This is a genomic window from Actinoplanes sp. NPDC026619 (assembly GCF_040638295.1).
Lineage (GTDB): Bacteria > Actinomycetota > Actinomycetes > Mycobacteriales > Micromonosporaceae > Actinoplanes.
On the sequence record NZ_JBEZYA010000012.1, the window covers coordinates 109848 to 128885 of the forward strand.

General features: G+C 70.7%; 18 protein-coding genes. 16 read left to right on the plus strand and 2 right to left on the minus strand.

Going from position 1 to position 19038, the window contains the following annotated elements; all coding sequences use genetic code 11:
- Window positions 1–60 precede the first annotated feature (60 nt).
- From AB0E90_RS25490 to AB0E90_RS25545, 12 genes are all read left to right on the plus strand, one after another.
- Entirely contained in the window at window positions 61–810 is a 750-nt protein-coding gene (locus tag AB0E90_RS25490; RefSeq protein ID WP_360410451.1) for an SDR family NAD(P)-dependent oxidoreductase, read from the plus strand.
- 10 nt (window positions 811–820) lie between these two features.
- On the plus strand, window positions 821–1606 hold the full coding sequence (locus tag AB0E90_RS25495; RefSeq protein ID WP_360410454.1) for an SDR family oxidoreductase: 786 nt from the start codon (window positions 821–823) through the stop codon (window positions 1604–1606).
- Complete coding sequence (locus AB0E90_RS25500; RefSeq protein WP_360410456.1) at window positions 1606–2607, plus strand: heme-binding protein; 1002 nt, start codon at window positions 1606–1608, stop codon at window positions 2605–2607. Before AB0E90_RS25495 ends, AB0E90_RS25500 begins: the two co-directional genes overlap by 1 nt.
- Before the next feature lie 5 nt (window positions 2608–2612).
- Entirely contained in the window at window positions 2613–3527 is a 915-nt protein-coding gene (locus AB0E90_RS25505; protein WP_360410459.1) for a 2-dehydropantoate 2-reductase, read from the plus strand.
- A gap of 153 nt (window positions 3528–3680) precedes the next feature.
- Entirely contained in the window at window positions 3681–4673 is a 993-nt protein-coding gene (locus AB0E90_RS25510) for a sugar ABC transporter substrate-binding protein (RefSeq protein ID WP_360410462.1), read from the plus strand.
- Window positions 4674–4690: 17 nt separating this feature from the next.
- Window positions 4691–5734, plus strand: a complete 1044-nt coding sequence (locus AB0E90_RS25515) for an ABC transporter permease (protein ID WP_360410465.1) — start codon at window positions 4691–4693, stop codon at window positions 5732–5734.
- A 4-nt stretch (window positions 5735–5738) separates the two neighbouring features.
- Entirely contained in the window at window positions 5739–6539 is an 801-nt protein-coding gene (locus AB0E90_RS25520; protein ID WP_360410468.1) for an ATP-binding cassette domain-containing protein, read from the plus strand.
- Window positions 6536–7894 carry an FAD-binding protein gene (locus AB0E90_RS25525; protein WP_360410471.1) on the plus strand — a complete coding sequence of 453 codons (1359 nt, stop codon included), beginning with the start codon at window positions 6536–6538 and terminating at the stop codon, window positions 7892–7894. Before AB0E90_RS25520 ends, AB0E90_RS25525 begins: the two co-directional genes overlap by 4 nt.
- Window positions 7887–8306 carry a VOC family protein gene (locus AB0E90_RS25530; RefSeq protein ID WP_360410474.1) on the plus strand — a complete coding sequence of 140 codons (420 nt, stop codon included), beginning with the start codon at window positions 7887–7889 and terminating at the stop codon, window positions 8304–8306. Before AB0E90_RS25525 ends, AB0E90_RS25530 begins: the two co-directional genes overlap by 8 nt.
- Entirely contained in the window at window positions 8303–9175 is an 873-nt protein-coding gene (locus AB0E90_RS25535; protein ID WP_360410476.1) for an NAD(P)H-dependent oxidoreductase, read from the plus strand. The genes AB0E90_RS25530 and AB0E90_RS25535 overlap by 4 nt, the downstream gene beginning before the upstream one ends.
- A gap of 128 nt (window positions 9176–9303) precedes the next feature.
- Entirely contained in the window at window positions 9304–9816 is a 513-nt protein-coding gene (locus AB0E90_RS25540; protein ID WP_360410479.1) for a Uma2 family endonuclease, read from the plus strand.
- A gap of 113 nt (window positions 9817–9929) precedes the next feature.
- Window positions 9930–12446, plus strand: coding sequence for an HAD-IC family P-type ATPase (locus tag AB0E90_RS25545; protein WP_360410481.1), 2517 nt, complete (start codon window positions 9930–9932; stop codon window positions 12444–12446).
- Window positions 12447–12892: 446 nt separating this feature from the next.
- Here the strand turns inward: AB0E90_RS25545 and AB0E90_RS25550 are convergent, their stop codons facing one another.
- Window positions 12893–14074, minus strand: a complete 1182-nt coding sequence (locus AB0E90_RS25550; protein ID WP_360410484.1) for a right-handed parallel beta-helix repeat-containing protein — start codon at window positions 14072–14074, stop codon at window positions 12893–12895.
- A 120-nt stretch (window positions 14075–14194) separates the two neighbouring features.
- Window positions 14195–15145 carry an NAD(P)/FAD-dependent oxidoreductase gene (locus AB0E90_RS25555; RefSeq protein ID WP_360410486.1) on the minus strand — a complete coding sequence of 317 codons (951 nt, stop codon included), beginning with the start codon at window positions 15143–15145 and terminating at the stop codon, window positions 14195–14197.
- 285 nt (window positions 15146–15430) lie between these two features.
- Here AB0E90_RS25555 and AB0E90_RS25560 point away from each other — a divergent pair, with 285 nt between their 5' ends.
- The 4 genes from AB0E90_RS25560 to AB0E90_RS25575 are packed head-to-tail and all read left to right on the plus strand — an operon-like array spanning window position 15431 to window position 18987.
- Complete coding sequence (locus AB0E90_RS25560; protein ID WP_360410489.1) at window positions 15431–17674, plus strand: nitrate- and nitrite sensing domain-containing protein; 2244 nt, start codon at window positions 15431–15433, stop codon at window positions 17672–17674.
- Entirely contained in the window at window positions 17671–18096 is a 426-nt protein-coding gene (locus AB0E90_RS25565) for a roadblock/LC7 domain-containing protein (protein WP_360410492.1), read from the plus strand. Before AB0E90_RS25560 ends, AB0E90_RS25565 begins: the two co-directional genes overlap by 4 nt.
- Window positions 18093–18431, plus strand: coding sequence for a DUF742 domain-containing protein (locus AB0E90_RS25570; RefSeq protein WP_360410495.1), 339 nt, complete (start codon window positions 18093–18095; stop codon window positions 18429–18431). The genes AB0E90_RS25565 and AB0E90_RS25570 overlap by 4 nt, the downstream gene beginning before the upstream one ends.
- Complete coding sequence (locus AB0E90_RS25575; protein ID WP_360410498.1) at window positions 18415–18987, plus strand: ATP/GTP-binding protein; 573 nt, start codon at window positions 18415–18417, stop codon at window positions 18985–18987. Before AB0E90_RS25570 ends, AB0E90_RS25575 begins: the two co-directional genes overlap by 17 nt.
- Window positions 18988–19038 lie beyond the last annotated feature (51 nt).

Consider the following 19038-nt stretch of genomic DNA (forward strand, 5'->3'; position numbering starts at 1 on the left):
GGCAGCGTCTACGGTACTGGATAGTCGCTTTCATAATGCGAGAATGACAGAGGTGGCACCATGCGTGACTGGTTAGCGCTCACCGGTCGGCCGGCCCTCGTGATCGGCGCGGGTGGCCTGGGCGGCGCCAGCGCGCTCAGCCTCGCGGCCCAGGGCGCGCGGGTTGCCGTCGCCGACGTCAGCGAGCAGAACCTCGAGGCCGTGGCCCGGCAGTCCGAGGGCCGGATCGAGACGATCAAGTGCGACCTGCGTGATCCGCAGGCGTGCCGGGACGTCGTCGACGAGGCCGCGGCCCGGATCGGCGTGCCCGAGGTGTTCCTGCACGCGGTCGGGCGCAACGTCCGGCGGCCGGTTCTCGATCTCACCGACGCCGACTGGCAGCAGTTGCTCGAGCTCAACCTCTCCACGGCGTACTGGCTGGGCCAGCACGTCGGGCGGTTGATGGTGGGCGCCGGCTACGGCCGGATGGTGTTCGTGTCGTCGGTGTCCGGTTTGCTGGCGCACGCCAAGCACGCGCCGTACGCGGCCACCAAGGGCGGGCTCAACCAGCTCATCCGGGTGATGGCCCGGGAGTGGGCCGAGCACGGTGTCACGGTCAACGCGGTCGCGCCCGGCTACATCGAAACCGACCTGACCAAGGACCACCTCGACAAGGATGGCAACCGCGAGGCCCTGGAGGCGCTCGTCCCGGCCCAGCGCCTCGGGGTGCCCGAGGAGGTCGCCGACGCGGTGACCTTCCTTGCCTCCGACCGGGCCGGTTTCATCACCGGCCAGGTCCTCTATGTCGACGGCGGCCGAGTCCTCGTTTAAGGAGTTACAAATGTCCGTTTACATCCCCCGCCGCTTCGAGGGCCGCTCCGTCGTCGTCACCGGCGCCGGCACCGGTTTCGGCGCCGCGATCGCCCTGCGCGCCGCCCAGGAGGGCGCCCGCACGGTCGGCGTGCACTACCGCTCGTCCAAGGCCGGCGCCGAGGAGACCGCCGAGCGGGTCCGCGAGGCCGGCTCCGAGCCGGTGCTGTTGCAGGCCGACATCGCCGTCTGGTCCGACGTCGCCCGGCTCGCCGAGGACGCGTTCACCCAGCTCGGCGGGGTCGACGTGCTGATCAACAACGTCGGCGACGTGGCCCGCGAGCAGATGTCGTGGCGCGACATCACCGAGGAGTCCGTCGACCACGTCCTGGCCGTCGACATCAAGGGCACGATGGCCTGTGTTCACGAATTCGGCGCGCGCATGCTGGACCAGGGACACGGAGCCATCGTCAACATCGGCTCGACCGTCATCGTCCGCGGCAGCGCCCGCGCTCCGCAGTACGCCGCGGCGAAATACGGCCTGCTCGGCCTCACCAAGTCGTACGCGCACGCCTTCGCCCCGGCCGTCCGGGTCAACGTGTTCGCCCCCGGCTTCATCGAGACCGACGCGACCCTCGGCCGCAAGGACTGGCAGGAGGGCCGCGGCGACCAGCTGCGCAAGATGACCCCGATGGGCCGCATCCCCGGCCCGACCGAGCTGGCCGGCACCGCGCTGTTCCTGGCCAGCGACGACGCGTTCCACATGACCGGCGGATACATGGTCGCCGACGGCGGGTACAACATGGTCGGCGCCTGATGGGCGCGGTCCACCCCGCCGACGTCAGCCTGGCGGAGGCCCGTGCGCTGGTGCGGCGGGCGGTGGACAAGGCCGAACAGCTGGGCCTGCGCGGTGCGATCGCCGTGGTCGGCGCGAGCGGCGCGCTGGTCACGGCGTCCCGCCTCGATCACGGCGGTCCCGGCGGCATGGCTCGCGCCCGCTCCAAGGCGTGGATCTCGGCGACCCAGCAGATCCCCAGCTCGGAGCACCTGCAGCGGATGACCACGCTGCCCGCCCCGATCTCGGCCGGGTTCGTGACGGCGTCGCCGGAGGCGCTCTTCCCGGGCGCCGGCGGCCTGCCGATCCTCGGTCCGGGAAAAGAAGTCATCGGCGGCATCTCGGCCTCCGGCGCCACGGTCAGCCCGTTCCTGCCGGCCGGGGTGGCGCCCGAGGTGGTCAGCGCCGAGGGCAAACCCGCCAACCCCGAAGACCTTCTTATTGCGTACGCCATGGGCACGCCCTATGTCGGCCAGCACGGTGACGACGCGGCCCGGTGGAAGACGCGGTTCGGTGATCTGACCGTCGATCCGGCCGACAGCCTCGGCATGAAGCCGGCGAATCCGGCCGCCGACCAGCACGAGCTCGACTGGGCGCTCGACCTGGTCGACCGGGTGCTGGCCGAGGCCGCCCTCCAGGGCATGAACATCAGTGTCGCGGTGGTGGACCGCGGCGGCGACCCGATCCAGCAGGACCGGATGGACGGCGCGGTGGCCGGCGGCGTCGAGGTGGCCCTGGCCACCGCGAGCACGGCCGCCCGTTTCGGGCTGCCCAGCGAGCACCTGGCCTCGTGGTACCCCTCCGATCAGCTGGCCGCCCTGCACCCGGCGCCGCTGCTGGCCGCGCCGGGCGGCCTGCCGATCGAGGTGGACGGCCAGGTCGTGGCCGGCCTCGGCATCGGCGGCGCCCAGCCGGCCCGCTGCGCCGCCCTGGCCCGCGACATCCTGATGGCCGGCGCCCCGACGCCGGCCCCGACGCCGTGATCCGCGTGGCGGTGCTGGGCTGCGGCGCCATCGGCAGCCTCTACGCCGCGCACCTCAGCCGGGCGGACGGCGTGGAGGTCTGGGCCGTCGATCCCTGGCCGGAGCACATGGCGGCGATCCGGGCCGGCGGCCTCCGGGTCACCGGGCTCGCGGATTTCGTGGCCCCGGTCGACGCGATCACCGACGCGGCCGATCTGCCGCGCTGCGACCTCGGCATCGTGGCCACGAAAGCGCTGCACACCAGCGCGGCCGTGGCGGCGGCCGCGCACGCGCTCAAGGACGCCGGCGTGGTCAGCGTGCAGAACGGGGTCGGCAACGAGGAGATCGTCGCCGAGCACGTCCCCCGGGTCATGCGCGGCACGATCGTCACCGCGGGCGCGGTTCCGGCGCCCGGGGTGGTTCGTTACGACGCGCCCGGCGACTCGTGGATCGGCCCGTTCGAGCCGAGCCCGGCGCGCTCCGACGAGATCGAGCTGCTGGCCCGGCTGCTGAACGAGGGCGGCCTCACCACGCACGCGGTCGCCGACGCACGCGGCCCTCAGTGGACGAAAGTCGTGTTCAACGCGGCTACCAGCCCACTTTCCGCGCTCACCGGCCTCACCGTGGGCCAGGTCTGCACCGATCCCGGCCTGCGCACCGAGGTCGGGAGGCTGATCGACGAGGCGCTCGCGGTCTGCGCCCGGGCCGGGATCACGCTCACCCGCGATCCGCGTGACTCGGTCGAGGAGGCCATTCGGGAGGCGTACTCCCACAAGCCCTCGATGTTGCAGGACGTGCTGGTCAGACGGCCGACCGAGATCGGCGTGCTGAACGGCGGCATCGCCGCCGAAGGCCGCCGCGTGGGCGTGCCGACCCCGGCCCACGACACCATGGTCGCCCTGGTGAACGGCCTGCAGAGGTCCTGGCCGACACAAGTTTGAAATGGTCCGGTCAAGCCATGGACATCAGCTGCACCGGTCCCCTATGTTCTCAAGTAATTCAGAAATCGGCTTTCATGATGTGAAAGCGGCGGCTGACAAAGCGCCCACTCCCTCTCTAATTCGTGTCTTCTCTTGATAAGAGGAGTTCGTTCCATGACTGCTTTCCGCCGGCGCCCTCTTCGCGCCTTGGCCGTCGCCCTTGCCACGACCCCTCTGCTCCTCGCCGCGGCCTGCAGCCACGCGAGTGACTCCACGGCCACCAGCACCGATTCGGGAAGCACCAAGGCGCTGCCCAAGACGCTGGTCTTCTCGCCGCTCTCGCTCGCTCCGCCGGCGCTGAAGAGCCTGTCCGAGGGCGTGAAGGGTTACGCCAGCTCGAAGGGCTGGGAGGTCGTCGTCCAGGACCCCAACTTCGACGCCACCAAGCAGACCCAGCAGCTCAACGAGGTGATCAGCTCCGGCCGCGCGGGCGCAGCCTGGATCCTCTCGATCGCCCCCAAGTCGATGTCCGAGCTGATCAAGACGGCCCAGTCGAAGGGAGTGCCGCTGCTGGTCAACGGCAAGCCCGACGAGTACGGGTTCAGCGGGGCGCAGCCCGGCATCACGTTCGACTACATCGACTACGAGGCCAGCGGCAAGGCCCTCGGCGAGCAGCTCGGCAAGTGCATGACCGAGAAGTCCGGCGGCACCGGCAAGGTCCTCTACCTGGGCAGCCAGGAGGGCACGGCCGGCAAGGAGGCCTTCGACACCGCGGCCGCCGCGGCGCTCAAGGCCGCCGCTCCGAACGCCACCATCGTGCAGACGCTGATCGCGAAGGACCGGGCCTCGGCGCAGACCGACATCGGCAACGCGCTGCAGGGCCACCCCGACATCACGGCGGTCATGGCGGCCAACGACGAGGGCGGCCTCGGCGCGCTCGGGGCGTTCAGCTCGGCCGGCAAGAAGCTCAACTGCGTCACCGACTTCGGCGGCAACGACGAGGTGCTCAAGGACGTGACCGACGGCAAGATCTACGCGGCCGTCGCGCTGCAGCTCCAGCAGGACATGGCCCAGTCGTTCGACACGCTGGTCAAGATGCAGGCCGACCCGAAGGCGAACGGCGAGATCCTGGTCGTTCCGCTGAAGACCTTCACGGCCGGCAGCTAGCCAGAGGAGCGGAAAGGATGACCGTGACCATCGCCGCCGCCACCGCAGTCAGCACCGACAAGGACAAGGACCCGGCGCTCATCCGCTGGCTGATCTTCGTCCGGGACCGGGGCATCTTCGTCCTCTGGGCGCTGCTGCTGATCGCGTTCAGCATCTGGGCCAGCCCGTACTTCGCCAGCATCGACAACGGGCTGCTGATCGCCAACGCCGCCGCCCTCACCGCGATCTTCGCGGCCGGCATCGCCGTCGGCATCATCTGCGGCGCCCTGGACCTCTCGATCCCGGGCACCGCGGCGCTGGCCGGCTGCGTCTGCGGCTGGCTGATCACCCACGGCACGCCGACCGGGCCGGCGATCTTCGTCGCGCTCGTCCTCGGCGGCGTCGTCGGGATGATCAACGGCCTGATCTCGCTGCGCGGTTTCAACCCGATCATCGTCACCATCGGCACCCTGTCGGTGATGAGCGGGGCGGCGGCGGGCATCGCCGGCGGCTACACGATCTCCGGGCTGGACTCGCTGGTGTTCCTGGGCACCGACCGGTTCGCCGGAGTTCCGGCCCCGGTCTGGATCACCGCCGCGCTGTTCGCGGTGCTCACGGTCTTCCTCACCCGCACTCGCGACGGCATCCGGATGATGGCGGTCGGCGGCAACGCCGAGGCGGTCCGCCGCTCCGGCATCCACGCCGACCGCTACAAGGTGCTCGGCTTCGTGATCAGCGGGTTCTGCGCGGCGCTCGGCGGCATCGTGACCACCGCGCTGGTCACCGAGGCCAACCCGTCCGCCAACGTCAGCATCATCTTCAACGCGCTGACCGCGGTCGCGCTCGCCGGTGTCTCCCTCGCCGGCGGGCGGGGGTCGCTGCCCCGGGTGCTGGTCGGCGCGCTCATCCTCGGCACCATCTCGAACGCGCTGACCATCAAAGGTGTCTCGCCCTACTGGGCGACCGCCACCACCGGCCTGCTGCTGCTCGGCTCCCTCGCCGTGGAGAAGTGGGTGTCCACCACCGTGTCCCGCCGGCTCGTGCAGAACGCAAGTGCCTCCGTGCACACCGGAACGAGGTGACGTCATGACTGCTACCACCGAGCCGGCGCTGCAACTGCGCGGCGTCGACATGCACTACGGCTATGTGCGGGCGCTCGACGGCATCGACATCGAGGTCCGGCAGGGCGAGGTGCTCGGGCTGCTCGGCGACAACGGCGCCGGCAAGTCCACGTTGCTCAAGGTGATGTCCGGCGCGCACCAGCCGACCAACGGCGAGATCCGGGTGCACGGCGCGGAGCAGACGTTCGGCTCCCCCGCCGACGCCACCCACGCCGGCATCCAGATGGTCTATCAGGACCTTGCCCTGGTCGACGCGCAGGACATCGCCACCAACCTCAGCCTCGGCCGGGAGATCCTGCGCAAAGGTCTGCTCGGCTGGCTCGGCTTCATCGACCACAAGGCCCAGCGCCGCCGGTCCACCGAGGAGATGGACAAGCTCGGGGTGCGTACGGCCTCGATGACCCGCCCGGTGGAGATGCTTTCCGGCGGCCAGCGTCAGGTCGTCGCGCTCGCCCGCGGCGCCACCCGGGTGTTCGACGAGGAGCGCAACGGCATCCTGCTGCTCGACGAGCCCACCGCGGCGCTCGGCTACGAGCAGACCCAGCAGGTGCAGGCGCTCATCCGCCGCCTCGCCGACCAGGGTGTGGCCTGCGTGCTGGTCACCCACAACCTGCCCCTCGCGATGGATGTCTGCGACCGCATCACGGTGCTCAACCGCGGCCGCAAGGTCGCCGACATCCCGGCCGCCGAGACCGAGAACGACCACCTGGTCGGCTGGATCACCGGCGCCCGCCCGTCGATGTTCGCCACCGAGGGCGCCTCATGAGGCTGTTCCAGCGCGGATTCGCCGGCTACGAGGAGGCGCGGGTCGGGCGCGTCTTCAACCACCGCCGCCCCGAACGCTATCCGGCCGCGGTGCTGATCGCCTCCTCGGCCGAGGACGTCGCCGACGGCGTGCGGATGGCCCGCGAGCGCGGGTGGACGGTCAGCGTGCGGTCCGGCGGACACTCCTGGGCGGCCTGGAGTGTCCGCGACGATGCGCTGCTCATCGATCTTGAAGAGCTCAACACGATGGCGTACGACGAGTCGACCGGCATCGCCGTCGCCGGGCCGGCCGTCCGTGGCGGCCGCGAGCTCGCCCCGTTCCTGACGTCCCACGGCCGGGCGTTTCCCGGCGGCCACTGCCCCACCGTCGGCCTCGGCGGCTTCCTGCTGCAGGGCGGCCAGGGCTGGAACAGCCGGGCCAAGGGCTGGGCCTGCGAGAGCGTGGTGGCGGTCGACGTGGTGACCGCCGACGGTTCGCAGATCCGCTGCGATGCCTCGCAGAACAGCGACCTCTACTGGGCGGCGCGCGGGGCCGGGCCGGGCTTCCCGGCCATCGTCACCGCCTTCCACCTGCAGACCTACCCGGCCTATCCGCATCTGTGGCACGACACCTGGTCGTTCTCCCTCGACGACGGCGCTTCGCTGCTGGCTTGGATGCATGAGCTGCTGCCGAAACTCGACCGCCGGGTCGAGCCGGTGATCGCCGCCACCCGCCTGCCGAACGTGCCGCTCGACGAGGGCGTGGCGCATCCCGGCACGGTCCTGCTGCTGCACACGACCGCGATGGTCTCCTCGCCGGCCGAGGCCGAGGACCTGTTGCGGGTCTTCGACAGCTGCCCGCTCACCCCGCTCGGGCACGTGCGCGGCGAGACCAGCCTCGACGAGGAGAGCGCCGCGCAGGACGAGCAGAGCCCGGAGGGCCACCGCTACGCGGTCGACTGCACCTGGACCGACGCGCCGGCCGACCGGCTCGCGCCCCCGCTGCTGCGCCTGTGGAGCGAGCTGGACACCACCCACTCGTTCTCCATCTGGTACGGCTGGGCGCCGACCCGGCCGCTGCCGGACATGGCGTTCTCGGTCGAGGGCAACGTCTACATCGCCACCTACGTGGTCTACCAGGACGCGGCCGACGACGAGAAGTACCGCACCTGGGTGCATGAGCGGACCGCCGCGATCGCCGCCGACGGCGGGGCCGGGGTCTATCTCGGTGACACCGACTTCACCGTGCGGCAGGACCGCTTCCTCTCCGACGCCAACTACCAGCGCCTCGAGGAGATCCGTGCCCGGCGCGACCCGGACCGGCGGTTCGAGTCCTACCTCGCGGCCGACCCGGAACGTCTCAACGTCCATGCCTGAACCTCGCCTCGACCACGCCGGGCTGGCCGTGCACGACCTGGAGGCGGCGGCTGAGTGGTACTGCGCCGCGTTCGGCTACGTGCGCGAGCTGGACCTGCGCGTCGACGCGATCGATCTCGACATCGTCATGCTGCTGCACCCGGGGCACGGTGATCGCCTGGAACTGTTGCACCGGCCCGGTTCGGTCGTGGGGCTGCGACCGGCCGGCCCGGCCGAGGCGGCGCTGTCCGAGGCGTACGGGCACATCGCCTTTGATGTCCCCGATCTTGATCGTGCGTTTGCCCGCGTGGTGGAGCTGGGCGCGCGGGCCGTGATGGCCCCGCAACCCTCCCCCGAGCAGGGCGTGCGGATGGCGTTCGTCGCCGACCCCGAGGGCAACCTCGTCGAACTGATGCAGAGGAGGCAACCGTGAGCCGGATCCTCGGCCTGTCCGCCGGCAACGCCGGGGGCAGCTCGGAAATCGTGCTGTGCACCGCGCTGGCCGCGGCCGGCGGCGCCGACGTCGAACTCGTCCGGCTCGCCGACCTCGACCTGACCAGCCAGGCCGACCTGGACTGGCTGTGGGAGAAGCTGATCGAGTGCGACGGCCTGATCGTCAGCACCTCGATCATGTCGCGCACCATGGCCGCCTCGCTCAAGCTCCTGGTCGACCGCCTGCTCGGCCCGAACGCCGACGCCGCGATCATCGAGCACCTGGTGGCGCTGCGCCGCGGCGGCGCCGAGCCGACCGTGCCGTTCCGGGTCGACGAGCGCGTGCTGAAGCCCCGGGTGGCCGGCTTCCTGGCGGTCGGCGGATCGCTCACGCCGCAGTGGAAGACCCTGGCGCTCCCCCTGCTGCACACGATCACGTTCTCGATGCACATCGCCGTGGTCGATCAGGTCGTCTTCAGCGGCGCCGGCACGCCGCACTCGATCGTGCTCGACGACGAGGCCCTGACACGTGCCGCGCAACTGGGCGCCAACGTGGCCGGGCAGCTCGGCAAGGCGTTCGACGACGTCGCCTACCTCGGCGAGCCGGGGTTGTGCCCGCTCTGCCACCTCAGCGTGATCGAGCTGTCCGGCACGGGCGTCGCGTGCGCGACCTGCGGCGCCCGGGGCACGCTGCGCCCGGACGCGTCGGTGGAGTGGACCGACCTCAACACCTCGGTGCTGACCATGGCCGAGAAGCGCGCCCACGCCACCGAGATCCAGGAAACCGCGGCCCGGCACCGCGACCTGGCCGCCGAGATCGCCCAGCGAACGGCGAAGATCCCGGCTTTCGACCCGGTGCGGCCCCGCTGACCGACGCCATTGCGACCCCGCCTGCCCGGCTCGAACTGGCGGGCGGTTCTGGTTCCCGATGTGGCGGGGCGAACAAGTACGATGCGGCTATGAGCTCAGAGGCTGTCGGCAGGTACATGCCACCGGTCGTGACGCTCGACGACCTGACGGCGATGATGGCCGCGGACGAGCACCATCGATACGAGATCAGCCCCGAGGCAGTTCTCTCGATCATGCCGCCGCCGGGGTATGCCCACGCGATCATCGCGACTCGCCTGATGGTGTGGCTGGCCACCGCCGGCGTGCCGGTCGACAGGGTGGCCCAAGCAGTCGGGCTGCGCATTCCAGGGCCTAACGGCGTCGGTGGGCGCATTCCCGATCTGGTGGTCTGGAGCAAGCCACAGGCCGACGGCGTCTGGCTGCCCGTCGCCGACGTGCTTCTCGCCATCGAGATCATTTCCCCTGGCTCCGAAGGCGTGGACACGGTGACCAAGCGCAACGAGTACGCGGTCGCCGGCATCCCGCAGTACTGGATGGTGGACCAGGACGCCGCACAGACAGTCACCATTCATCGGCTGTCCGGCGACCAGTACACCGTTCAGGCCACCATGCCGCTGTCTTGGGTCCTCAACACCACCCCGGCCGAGCACGACCTCATCTAGGCATCTGGCCGGAACCGGGGGGTCGACCACGGCACTCCGGCCGCGGGCACGGCAAAAGCGCCGAAAACCGGCTCAACCGGCAGGTAGCGTGATTTCCGGCGAGGGGGTGCCGGATGGCGCAACAGGTGTTGGCTACCGCCGGCCAGGGGCTCACCCGCGCCCAGGCCGAGTACCGGCGTCGGCACGGCGAGGCGAACACCGCGGTCAAGGGTGGGTCGCGCAGCTACGCCGAGATCCTGCGCACCAACGTCTTCTCGTTCTTCAACATCATCCTGTTCGTGATCGGCGCGACGCTGCTGGCCATGGGCCGGTACAGCGATGCGCTGATCAGCGTCGGGCTCGGCCTGATCAACGCGGTGATCAGCGCGGCGCAGGAGATCCGGGCCAAGCGCAAGCTGGACCGGCTGCAACTGCTCGACCGCGCCCAGGTCGTCGTGGTCCGGGACGAGCAAGAGATTCCGGTCAACCCCGATCAGGTGGTACGGGGTGATCTGATCAAGGTGCGCACCGGCGACCAGATCGTGGTCGACGGGCCGGTGCTCGAGGGCGGCCGGGTCGAGGCGGACGAGTCGCTGCTGACCGGCGAGTCCGACCCGGTGGCCAAGCTGCCCGGCGACGATCTGCGGTCCGGCAGCCTCTGTGTGGCCGGCGAGGGGTTCCAGCTGGCCCGGGACGTGGGGGCGCGCAGCTACGCGGGGCGGCTCACCGCGGAGGCACGCCGGGTGACCACCGACAAGACGCCGCTGCAGAAGCGGATCGAGTTCCTGGTGCGACTGGTGATGCTGCTGGTCACGCTGATGAGCGGGGCGATCCTCGGGCAGGCGGCGATCGAGGGCTTCACCGTGCTGCGGGTGGTGCAGACCACCGCCGTACTGTCCGGCCTGGTGCCTTATGGGTTGTTCTTCTTGATTGCCGTGGCCTACACCGCGGGGGCCGCCACCATCGCCCGCTCGGGTGCGCTCGTGCAGCAGGTCAACGCGGTCGAGTCGGTCAGCAACGTGGACGTGGTCTGCACCGACAAGACCGGCACGCTCACCACCGGGCGGCTCACCGTCGCGGAGATCCGGCCGCTCGGCGGGCACGAGAAGGCCGAGGTGGAACGGCTGCTCGGCTCGCTCGCCCGCAGCGCGGCCGCGCCCAACCTCACCTCGCAGGCGCTGGCGTCCGCTCTGCCCGGCACGGCCTGGGCGGTCCGCGACGAGGTTGCCTTCGCGTCCTCCCTGCGCTGGTCCGGGGTCAGCACCGACGACGGCACGTGGTTGCTCGGCGCACCGGACGCGCTGGCCGCGCGCCTGGCCACGCCCGCGCCGGAAGCCGACGTGGCGCGCAATACCGAGCTCGGTCTCCGCGTACTCCTGCTCGCCAAGCCGGTGAACAGCGATGCGCGGCTGCGCGACGCGGCCGGACGCCCCGCCCTGCCGGCGCTGGAAGCTATCGCGATGGTGGCTCTCGCCGACGAGCTGCGGCCCGAGGTGCGCGAGACGATCGCGAAGCTGCGGCACGACGGCGTGGACCTGAAGGTGCTGTCCGGCGATGATCCGCGGACGGTGGCGGCGATCGCGACGCGGGCCGGCCTGGACGCCGGGGTGCCGATGCCGGGTGTGCTGCTCGACGCTCTCGACGACGACGCGCTGGACCGGGTCGTCGCCCAGACCACCGTCTTCGGCCGGGTCGCCCCGGAGCACAAGGAGCGGATCGTCCAGTCGCTGCGCCGCCAGCGCCACTACGTCGCGATGATCGGCGACGGCGTGAACGACGCCCGCGCGCTCAAGGGCGCCCAGGTCGGGGTGGCGATGCGCAGCGGCAGCGCGGTGACCCGGGACGTGGCCGACATCGTGCTGGTGGACGACTCGTTCGCGGCGCTGCCGCCGGCCCAGCGCGAGGGCCGGCGGATCATCAACGGGATCGGGCTGTCGCTGCACGTCTTCCTCGCCCGGGTGGCCAGCCAGGGCCTGGTGATCCTGACCGTGACCATGCTGGGGCTGGGCTTTCCGTACTCGCCCACGCAGGTCGGGCTGACGCTGTTCACGGTGGGCGTGCCGACCTTCTTCCTGACCATGTGGGCGAAGCCGACCGCGCCCGACCCCAAGATGCTGACCCGGCTGGCCGGCTTCGTCATCCCGGCGGCGGTGGTCACCGCGACGTTCGGGGCGGCGCTCTACGCCGGCATCTACGAGGCCGTCATGATCGGTTTCAGCTCCGGGCACACGCCGTCCGAGGTGATCAACGACTTCGAGCGCTACACCGGTCTCACCTACGGCAGTGACACCGACTTCACCGCGGCCGCCGCCACCATCGCCGCGCAGACCGGCCTGTCCAGCTTCTTCTGCCTGGCCTCGTTCGTGCTCATCCTGTTCCTGCTGCCGCCGAACCGGCTGTTCGCGGCATGGACCGAGCCGACGCCGGACAAGCGGCCGACCTACCTGGTCGGCGGGCTCGTCGCGGCGTTCGGCGCGGTCCTGTTCGTGCCGGCGCTCTACGGCTACTTCGGCCTGGCCGGTCCGTCGGCGCCGATGTTCGCGCTGGTGCTGCCAATGCTGGTGCTGTGGTTCGCGGTGCTCAGCCTGGCGTTCCGGCTGCGCGCGCTCGACCGCCTGCTCGGCCTGGATCACCTGCGCTCGGACGCCTAGACACATTCGCCGTCAAGACGGAAACGGTCTGGCTTGGCCGAAAGCCGCCGACAGGTCCAGGTCTGCCGCCGCGTCGCGCGTTTTGCTCATGCTCTCTTTTTGCGTACGCGCTGCCCCGCTCCCGTGCCAGTCGGTCCCGGCAGGTGCAACTCACCCTCCGCGCGCCCGCTACGGGCGGGCCCGGCCCGGGCGTCCTCCCGGGCCGCCGACAGGCCTCGGGATCATCCACGCTGACCTCGGCGAACACCGGCCTGTTCGGGCCTTTGCTTTGCGTACTTATACGCGCGGATCCGCGCGTATAAGTACACAGAGCAAAGCCGGTGGCTGTGGGGTCCGGTTGCCCGAAAGGCGCGGCGCGTGCTCGTGTTGCACGCCGGTCGCGTGGTGCCGGCGGTCGGGTGAAGGTGCGGTTGTGGACTCGCAGCCCGTACCGGAAGAGGTCTGGTCTAGATCTTCGCGCCGACTGCGGCTCCGTTCGCCGGCACCAGGAAGTTGGACGAGCGGATCGAGCCGTCGGTGTTGCGGGCGCCGGTGATGGTGGACGAGTCGGTGCTCAGCAGCGTCCAGGTGCCGCCGATGTTCCAGGAGTTGCCCGAGGCCGTCGACGAGCCGAGGGCGACCGCGGTGGCGTTGCCGACGGCCAGGTTGGCGGTCAGCTTCGAGGTGGAGCCGCCGTCGAAGTCGAAACCGGTCTTCGCGTTCTGGTACGCCGTGCTGCGGCTGACCGTGATCGTGCCGGTGTTGCCGTTGTCGGTGAAGCCGGTCGCGGCGTTGGCGAACGACATGCTGTTGCTGACCGCGTGCGCCGCGGCTGGGCCGGTGCCGCTGCTGCCGCCCAGCTTGAAGCCGTTGCCGTCACCGGAGAAGTCGGGGATGCTCCAGCGGTTGTAGCCGTTGCCGTAGGCGATGCTGCCCTGGATCGTGATCGGCGAGGTGAAGGACCACGCGTCGAAGCCGTCGTCGATGTTGTTCCACAGCCGGGCGCCACGCACCACGTTGCCGGCGCCGCTGCCCTCCTTGATGCCGAGGCCGTCGGCGCTCTCCCCGTTCTTGCGCGGATCCCGGTTGTTGTAGCTGTCCAGGTTGAGGATGAGGTTGCCGGCCGACGTCCCCTGCAACTGGAAGCCGGTCTCGTAGTTGTCGTGCGTGGACAGCCGCTCGAACGTGTTGTTGTTGCAGTTGTTGCAGTAGATCGCGTACGGGCCGTGGACGATCTCGAGGCCGGCGATCTTCCAGTAGGACGCCTCCATGTGGATCGCCCCGCGCTGCGCGCTCGGGATGGTCGAGCCGACCGCGCCCGGTGTGTAGGGCAGCGCCTCGGCGTCGATGACCGGCCGCTCCGACTGGTAGGCGGTGAGCGTGATGGGGGCGCTCGCGGTGCCGCTCTTGGCGATCGTGACGGTGGAGGCGAGCGGGTAGGTGCCGCCGCGCAGCGCGATCGTGCCGCCGGCGGTGACGGCGGTGACCGCTTTCTGGATGGTGGCGAACGGCGCGGCCAGGGTGCCGGCGTTGCTGTCGCTGCCGGTGGGGGCGACGTAGTAGGTGGTCACGGCCGCGTCGGCCAGCGATGGCGCGACGAGAACGGCGGCGACGAGAACGCTCGCGGTGCCGAGGACTTTGAATTTCACGGAAAACCTCCTGTGCCGGGGACGACGGCACCGCCGCGCCCAAGGTGCGGTGGGGCACGGCGGCTCGTATTACAGGAATGCGCTTTCCTCAGGGAAAACTACGTCAGGCATTGCCATTCGTCAATGCGAACGGGCGGCCACCGCCAACGCCGTCTCGGCCACCACCAGATCCATGTTGATCTGGGCGCCGGCGAACGCGCCGGCCGCCGCGGCCGAGCCCACCTGCGCGGACAGGTCGGTCACGTTGCCGGCCGCCCACACGCCCGGCACCTCGGTGCGGCCGGTCGGGTCGGCCGGGACGTGCTCCCCCATGCCGGACATGTGCGGCACGGCCTTCAGTCCGAGACCGGCCAGGAAATCGGCCCGGGCGACCATCCGGGTGGCGACGGCGATCACCCGGCGCGGAATCACCGAACCGGACTTCAGCCGTACGCCATCAATCGCGTCATTGTTGATCTCGATTTCGGCGACCTCGCCCGTCACCACGGTGATGCCGCGGGCGGCGAGCTGCTCGGCCTGCTCGTCGGTCAGATCCGGCTGCTGGTGCTGGAAGAACATCAGATCGCCGGTCAGCTGGCGGAACAGGAGCGCGTGGTGCATCGACGCCGGGCCGGTGGCCAGCACGCCGATCGGCTCGTCGCGCACCTCCCAGCCGTGGCAGTACGGGCAATGCACGACGTCGCGGCCCCAGCGCTCGCGCAGCCCCGGCACCTCGGGCAACTCGTCGACCAGGCCGGTCGTGACCAGCAGGCGCTTGGCCCGCACCGAACGGCCGCCGGCCAGCCCGACCACGAACTCCTCGCCGTCGCGCCGGGCGCCGGTCACCTCGCCGTCGATGATCTCGCCGCCGTAGCCGCGGACCTCCTCGCGGCCACGCCGAACCAGCTCGAGCGGGGGCATGCCCTCGCGGCCCAGCAGGCCGTGCACGCCGTCGGCGGGCGCGTTGCGCGGCGCCCCCGCGTCCACCACCAGCACGCTGCGCCGGGACCGGGCCAGCATCAGGGCCCCGTTGAGCCCGGCCGCGCCGCCGCCGACGACCACTACCTCGTATGCGTCCTGCACCGAAACCACCTCCGCGTCGAACCATCGCCCGGCACGGTTGCGAACAGCAAGGAACGTTGCCAGGTCAGCAAAAACTGTTTTCGCTGCCGGAAATAAGGCAATACTGCGGGATTCGTCGATGGTCAATGTCAGTTACCCGAAGGTAAATTTCTCGGACCGGCCTATTGACCATGAGTATCAGCAGCACAGATCCTGTTTGCGCGATCAACCGAGAGTGATCCCCCGCGATCGCGCAGAGCTATTCGGACATTTTGTGTGCACGCTCACACATCCCCCGAAAGAGGAGCTGATCGCGTGCCCGTCCCCGACGAGGCCGCCGCACCGTCGTCCCGCCGCCGCTCGGGTGGCACGATCCGCGGCCGCATCGCGCGGACCCTGGCCCTGCCCGTCGCGGTCACCCTGGCTCTGCTGGGTGTCATCGCGACCGGCGAGATCGACAACTACCGCACCGCCGCGCAGACGGCCCGCGCGGTCACCCTCGACCTGGCCGTGCTCGAGCTGGTGGAAGACCTGCAGACCGAGCGCGGGCTGGCGTCCGGCCTGCTCGGCGGCAATGCCACCTTCCGCGCCGAGCTCGCCCCCGCCCGCCAGCGCGTCGACAAGCAGCGCGCGGCCGTGGAGTCGCTGACCGAGCCGGGCGGTGAGGTGGAGGACCGGGTCGCCGGGGTGGTCGGCCAGCTCGACGGCCTCGGCGGGGTGCGCGCCGCCACCGACACCGGCGCCGGCGCGATGGCCGCGACCACCGGCTTCTACACCACGCTGATCGCCCAACTGGTCAACATCGATTACGGTCTCAGCGCGGTCGGTGACGCCGACCTGCGCCGCAACTACGCCACGCTCAGCATGCTCAGCGTGGCCAAGGAGTCGGCCGCGCAGGAGCGGGCGCTGCTCTACGGCGTGTTCGCGGCCGGCGCCTTCACACCCACCCAGTTCGTCCAGTTCGTCTCGACCCGGTCGTCGCGGGACACCGCGCTGCTGGCCTTCAACCAATATGGCAACCGGCAGGCGCTGGACACCAAGAATCGGGTGCTGAGCACCGCCGACGGCCAGCAGACCGGCGCCATGGAACTGGTCGCGCTGAGCGGTGCCGACGGCCGCCGGCTGAACGTCAGCGCCGACGCCTGGTGGGCGTCCTCCGGCACGGTGCTCACCGACCTGCTCAACGTGGGCCGCGACATCGGCACCACCGCGCAGGACAATGCCAAGGACCTCAAGCGGAACGCCACCATGCGCCTCGGCGTGCTGACCGCGGCGCTGCTGCTGTGCCTGACCGGCGCGGTCTACCTGGCCGTCGTGGCCTCCCGCTGGCTGGCCCGGCCGCTCACCGCCCTGGCCGCCGAGGCGCACCGGCTCGCCGCCGAGCAGCTGCCCGCATCGGTGCGGCGGGCCACCGCCGGTGACACCGAATCCCCTCCCCCGCCGGTCCCGGTCCCCCGCGACGCGAGCGACGAGGTGCGCCTGGTCGCGGAGGCCTTCAGCCAGGTGCAGAACACGGCGTACGCGCTGGCCATCGAGCAGGTGCGGCTGCGCCGCGCGTCGGCCGAGTCGCTGGCCAACCTCGGCCGCCGCAACCAGAACCTGCTGCGCCGCCAGCTCGGCTTCATCACCAAGCTGGAGCGCGAGGAGTCCAGCCCGGCCGGGCTGGCCAACCTGTTCGAGCTCGACCACCTCGCCACCCGCATGCGCCGCAACGCGGAGAGCCTGCTGGTGCTGGTCGGCGCGGCCGGCCCGCGGCAGTTCACCGAGCCGCTGGCGATCACCGACGTGATCCGGGCCGCCATCAGCGAGGTCGAAGAATATCGCCGGGTGAGCCTGCGGCGGGTCGACGACGTGCTGGTCAGCGGCTCGGTGGTGGGCAGCATCGCGCACATGCTCGCCGAGCTGATCGAGAACGGGCTGGCCTTCTCGCCGCCCGACGTGGAGGTCGAGATCTACGGCCGGGTGCTCGGCGGCGGCTATCTCATCGCCGTGCTCGACCAGGGCATCGGCATGGAGCAGGCGGAGATGGACCGGGCCAACGAGCGGCTGCGTGGCGAGGGCGACTTCATCACCGCGCCGGCCCGCTTCCTCGGCCACTTCGTGGTCGGCCGGCTCGCCGCCGAGACCGGCGTCGGAGTGCAGCTCGCCCCGTCGCCGGTGACCGGGGTGACGGCCCGGCTGGCGCTGCCCGCGGCGATCCTCACCGAGCAGAAGAGGGTCACCGCGACCCCCTTCTCGCCTCCGGCTCCGGCTCCGGTGGCACGCCGTCTGCCGCAGGCGCCGCTGCGCTCCGACACCATCGAGTACGTCGTGGTGGACAGCTCGCCGATCTCCGGTCCGGTCCCCGGGCAGCCGGAACACACACCCAACGGACTTCGCCGGCGCACCCCGCGCGCCCGGCGTGACCCGGCCCCGGCGGCCCGATCCGTCGTCGTGGCCGAAACGCCGCCGCCGGCCGTCACCGACTCCCCGGAAGACGTCCGGGACCGGCTCACCGCCTTCCGCGCGGGCGTGCTGCGGGCCGGCAACGCCACCCCACTGGAGAAGGAAGAAGCATGAGCGTCGACGCTTCGGCCGACCGGCATCAGTTCAACTGGCTGCTCGGCAACTTCGTTCATCAGACCGATGGCGTACGGGACGCGGTCGCGGTCTCGTCGGACGGCTTGCTGATCGCCAGTTCCGAAGGGCTGAACCGGGCGGAGGCGGATCAGCTCGCCGCGATCGTGTCCAGTCTCGCCAGTCTCGCCCGCAGCGCGTCCCGCCGGTACGACTTCGACGGCCTGAAGCTCATCATGATCGAGATGCGCCGGGGCTTCCTGCTGGTGTCGCAGATCTCCGGTGGGAGCGTTCTCGGCGTCGTCGCCGGCAGCGACTGCGATCTGGGCCTGGTCGGGTACGAGATCTCGATGCTGGCCGATCGGTTCGGCGCCCTGCTCACCCCGGCGCTGATCGCCGAATCCCGCCGGCACCTGCCGCGATGACTTCTGCGGACGACGACCCGATGGTGCGCCCGTTCATGCTCACCGGCGGGCGAACCACACCGATGCACGAGGGGCTGCGCATCGAGACGCAGCTGCGGGCCGCCCCGGCGGCGCTGTCCGCGCCGTTGCGCTTCGAGTCCCGCCGGATCGTCGAACTGTGCCAGCGGCCGCAGTCGGTCGCCGACCTCTCCGCGGCGCTCGCCGCCCCGCTCGGCGTGGTCCGGGTGATCGTCGGTGACCTGATCACCGAGGGCTACGTGCGCATCGAGGAGCAACCGGACGAGTTCTCCACCAGCCTGATCGAAAGGATCCGTGATCGTGTCCGCGCGCTCTGACACGGTGGCGCCACCGATAGCCGTAAAGATCGTCATCAGCGGCGGCTTCGGGGTGGGCAAGACGACCTTCGTCGGCGCCATCTCCGAGATCGAACCGCTGGTCACCGAGGCCGAGTTGACCGAGGCCTCGATCGGCGTGGACGACACCTCGGCCGTAAGCGGCAAGACCACCACGACGGTGGCGCTCGACTTCGGCCGCATCACCCTCGACGACGCCCTGCTCCTCTACCTGTTCGGCACCCCCGGCCAGGACCGGTTCTCGTTCCTCTGGGACGACCTGGTCGACGGCGCGCTGGGCGCGATCGTGCTGGTCGACACCCGCCGGGTGGAAGACTCGTTCCCCTCGATCGACTATTTCGAGGAGAATGGCATCCCGTTCATCGTCGGGATCAACCGCTTCGACGGCGGGATGCGGTTCGACATGGCCGAGGTGCGCGACGCCCTGGGCATCGACGGCGCGGTGCCGATCATCGAGTGCGACGCCCGGCATCGCGAGTCGGTCAAGGAGGTGCTGGTGGCGCTCACCGAGGAGGTCCTCTCCCGGCGGCTGAGGTAGTCACTCTTCGCACGGACGGGGGAGCCGACCGTTGCCGTCCATCGATAACCT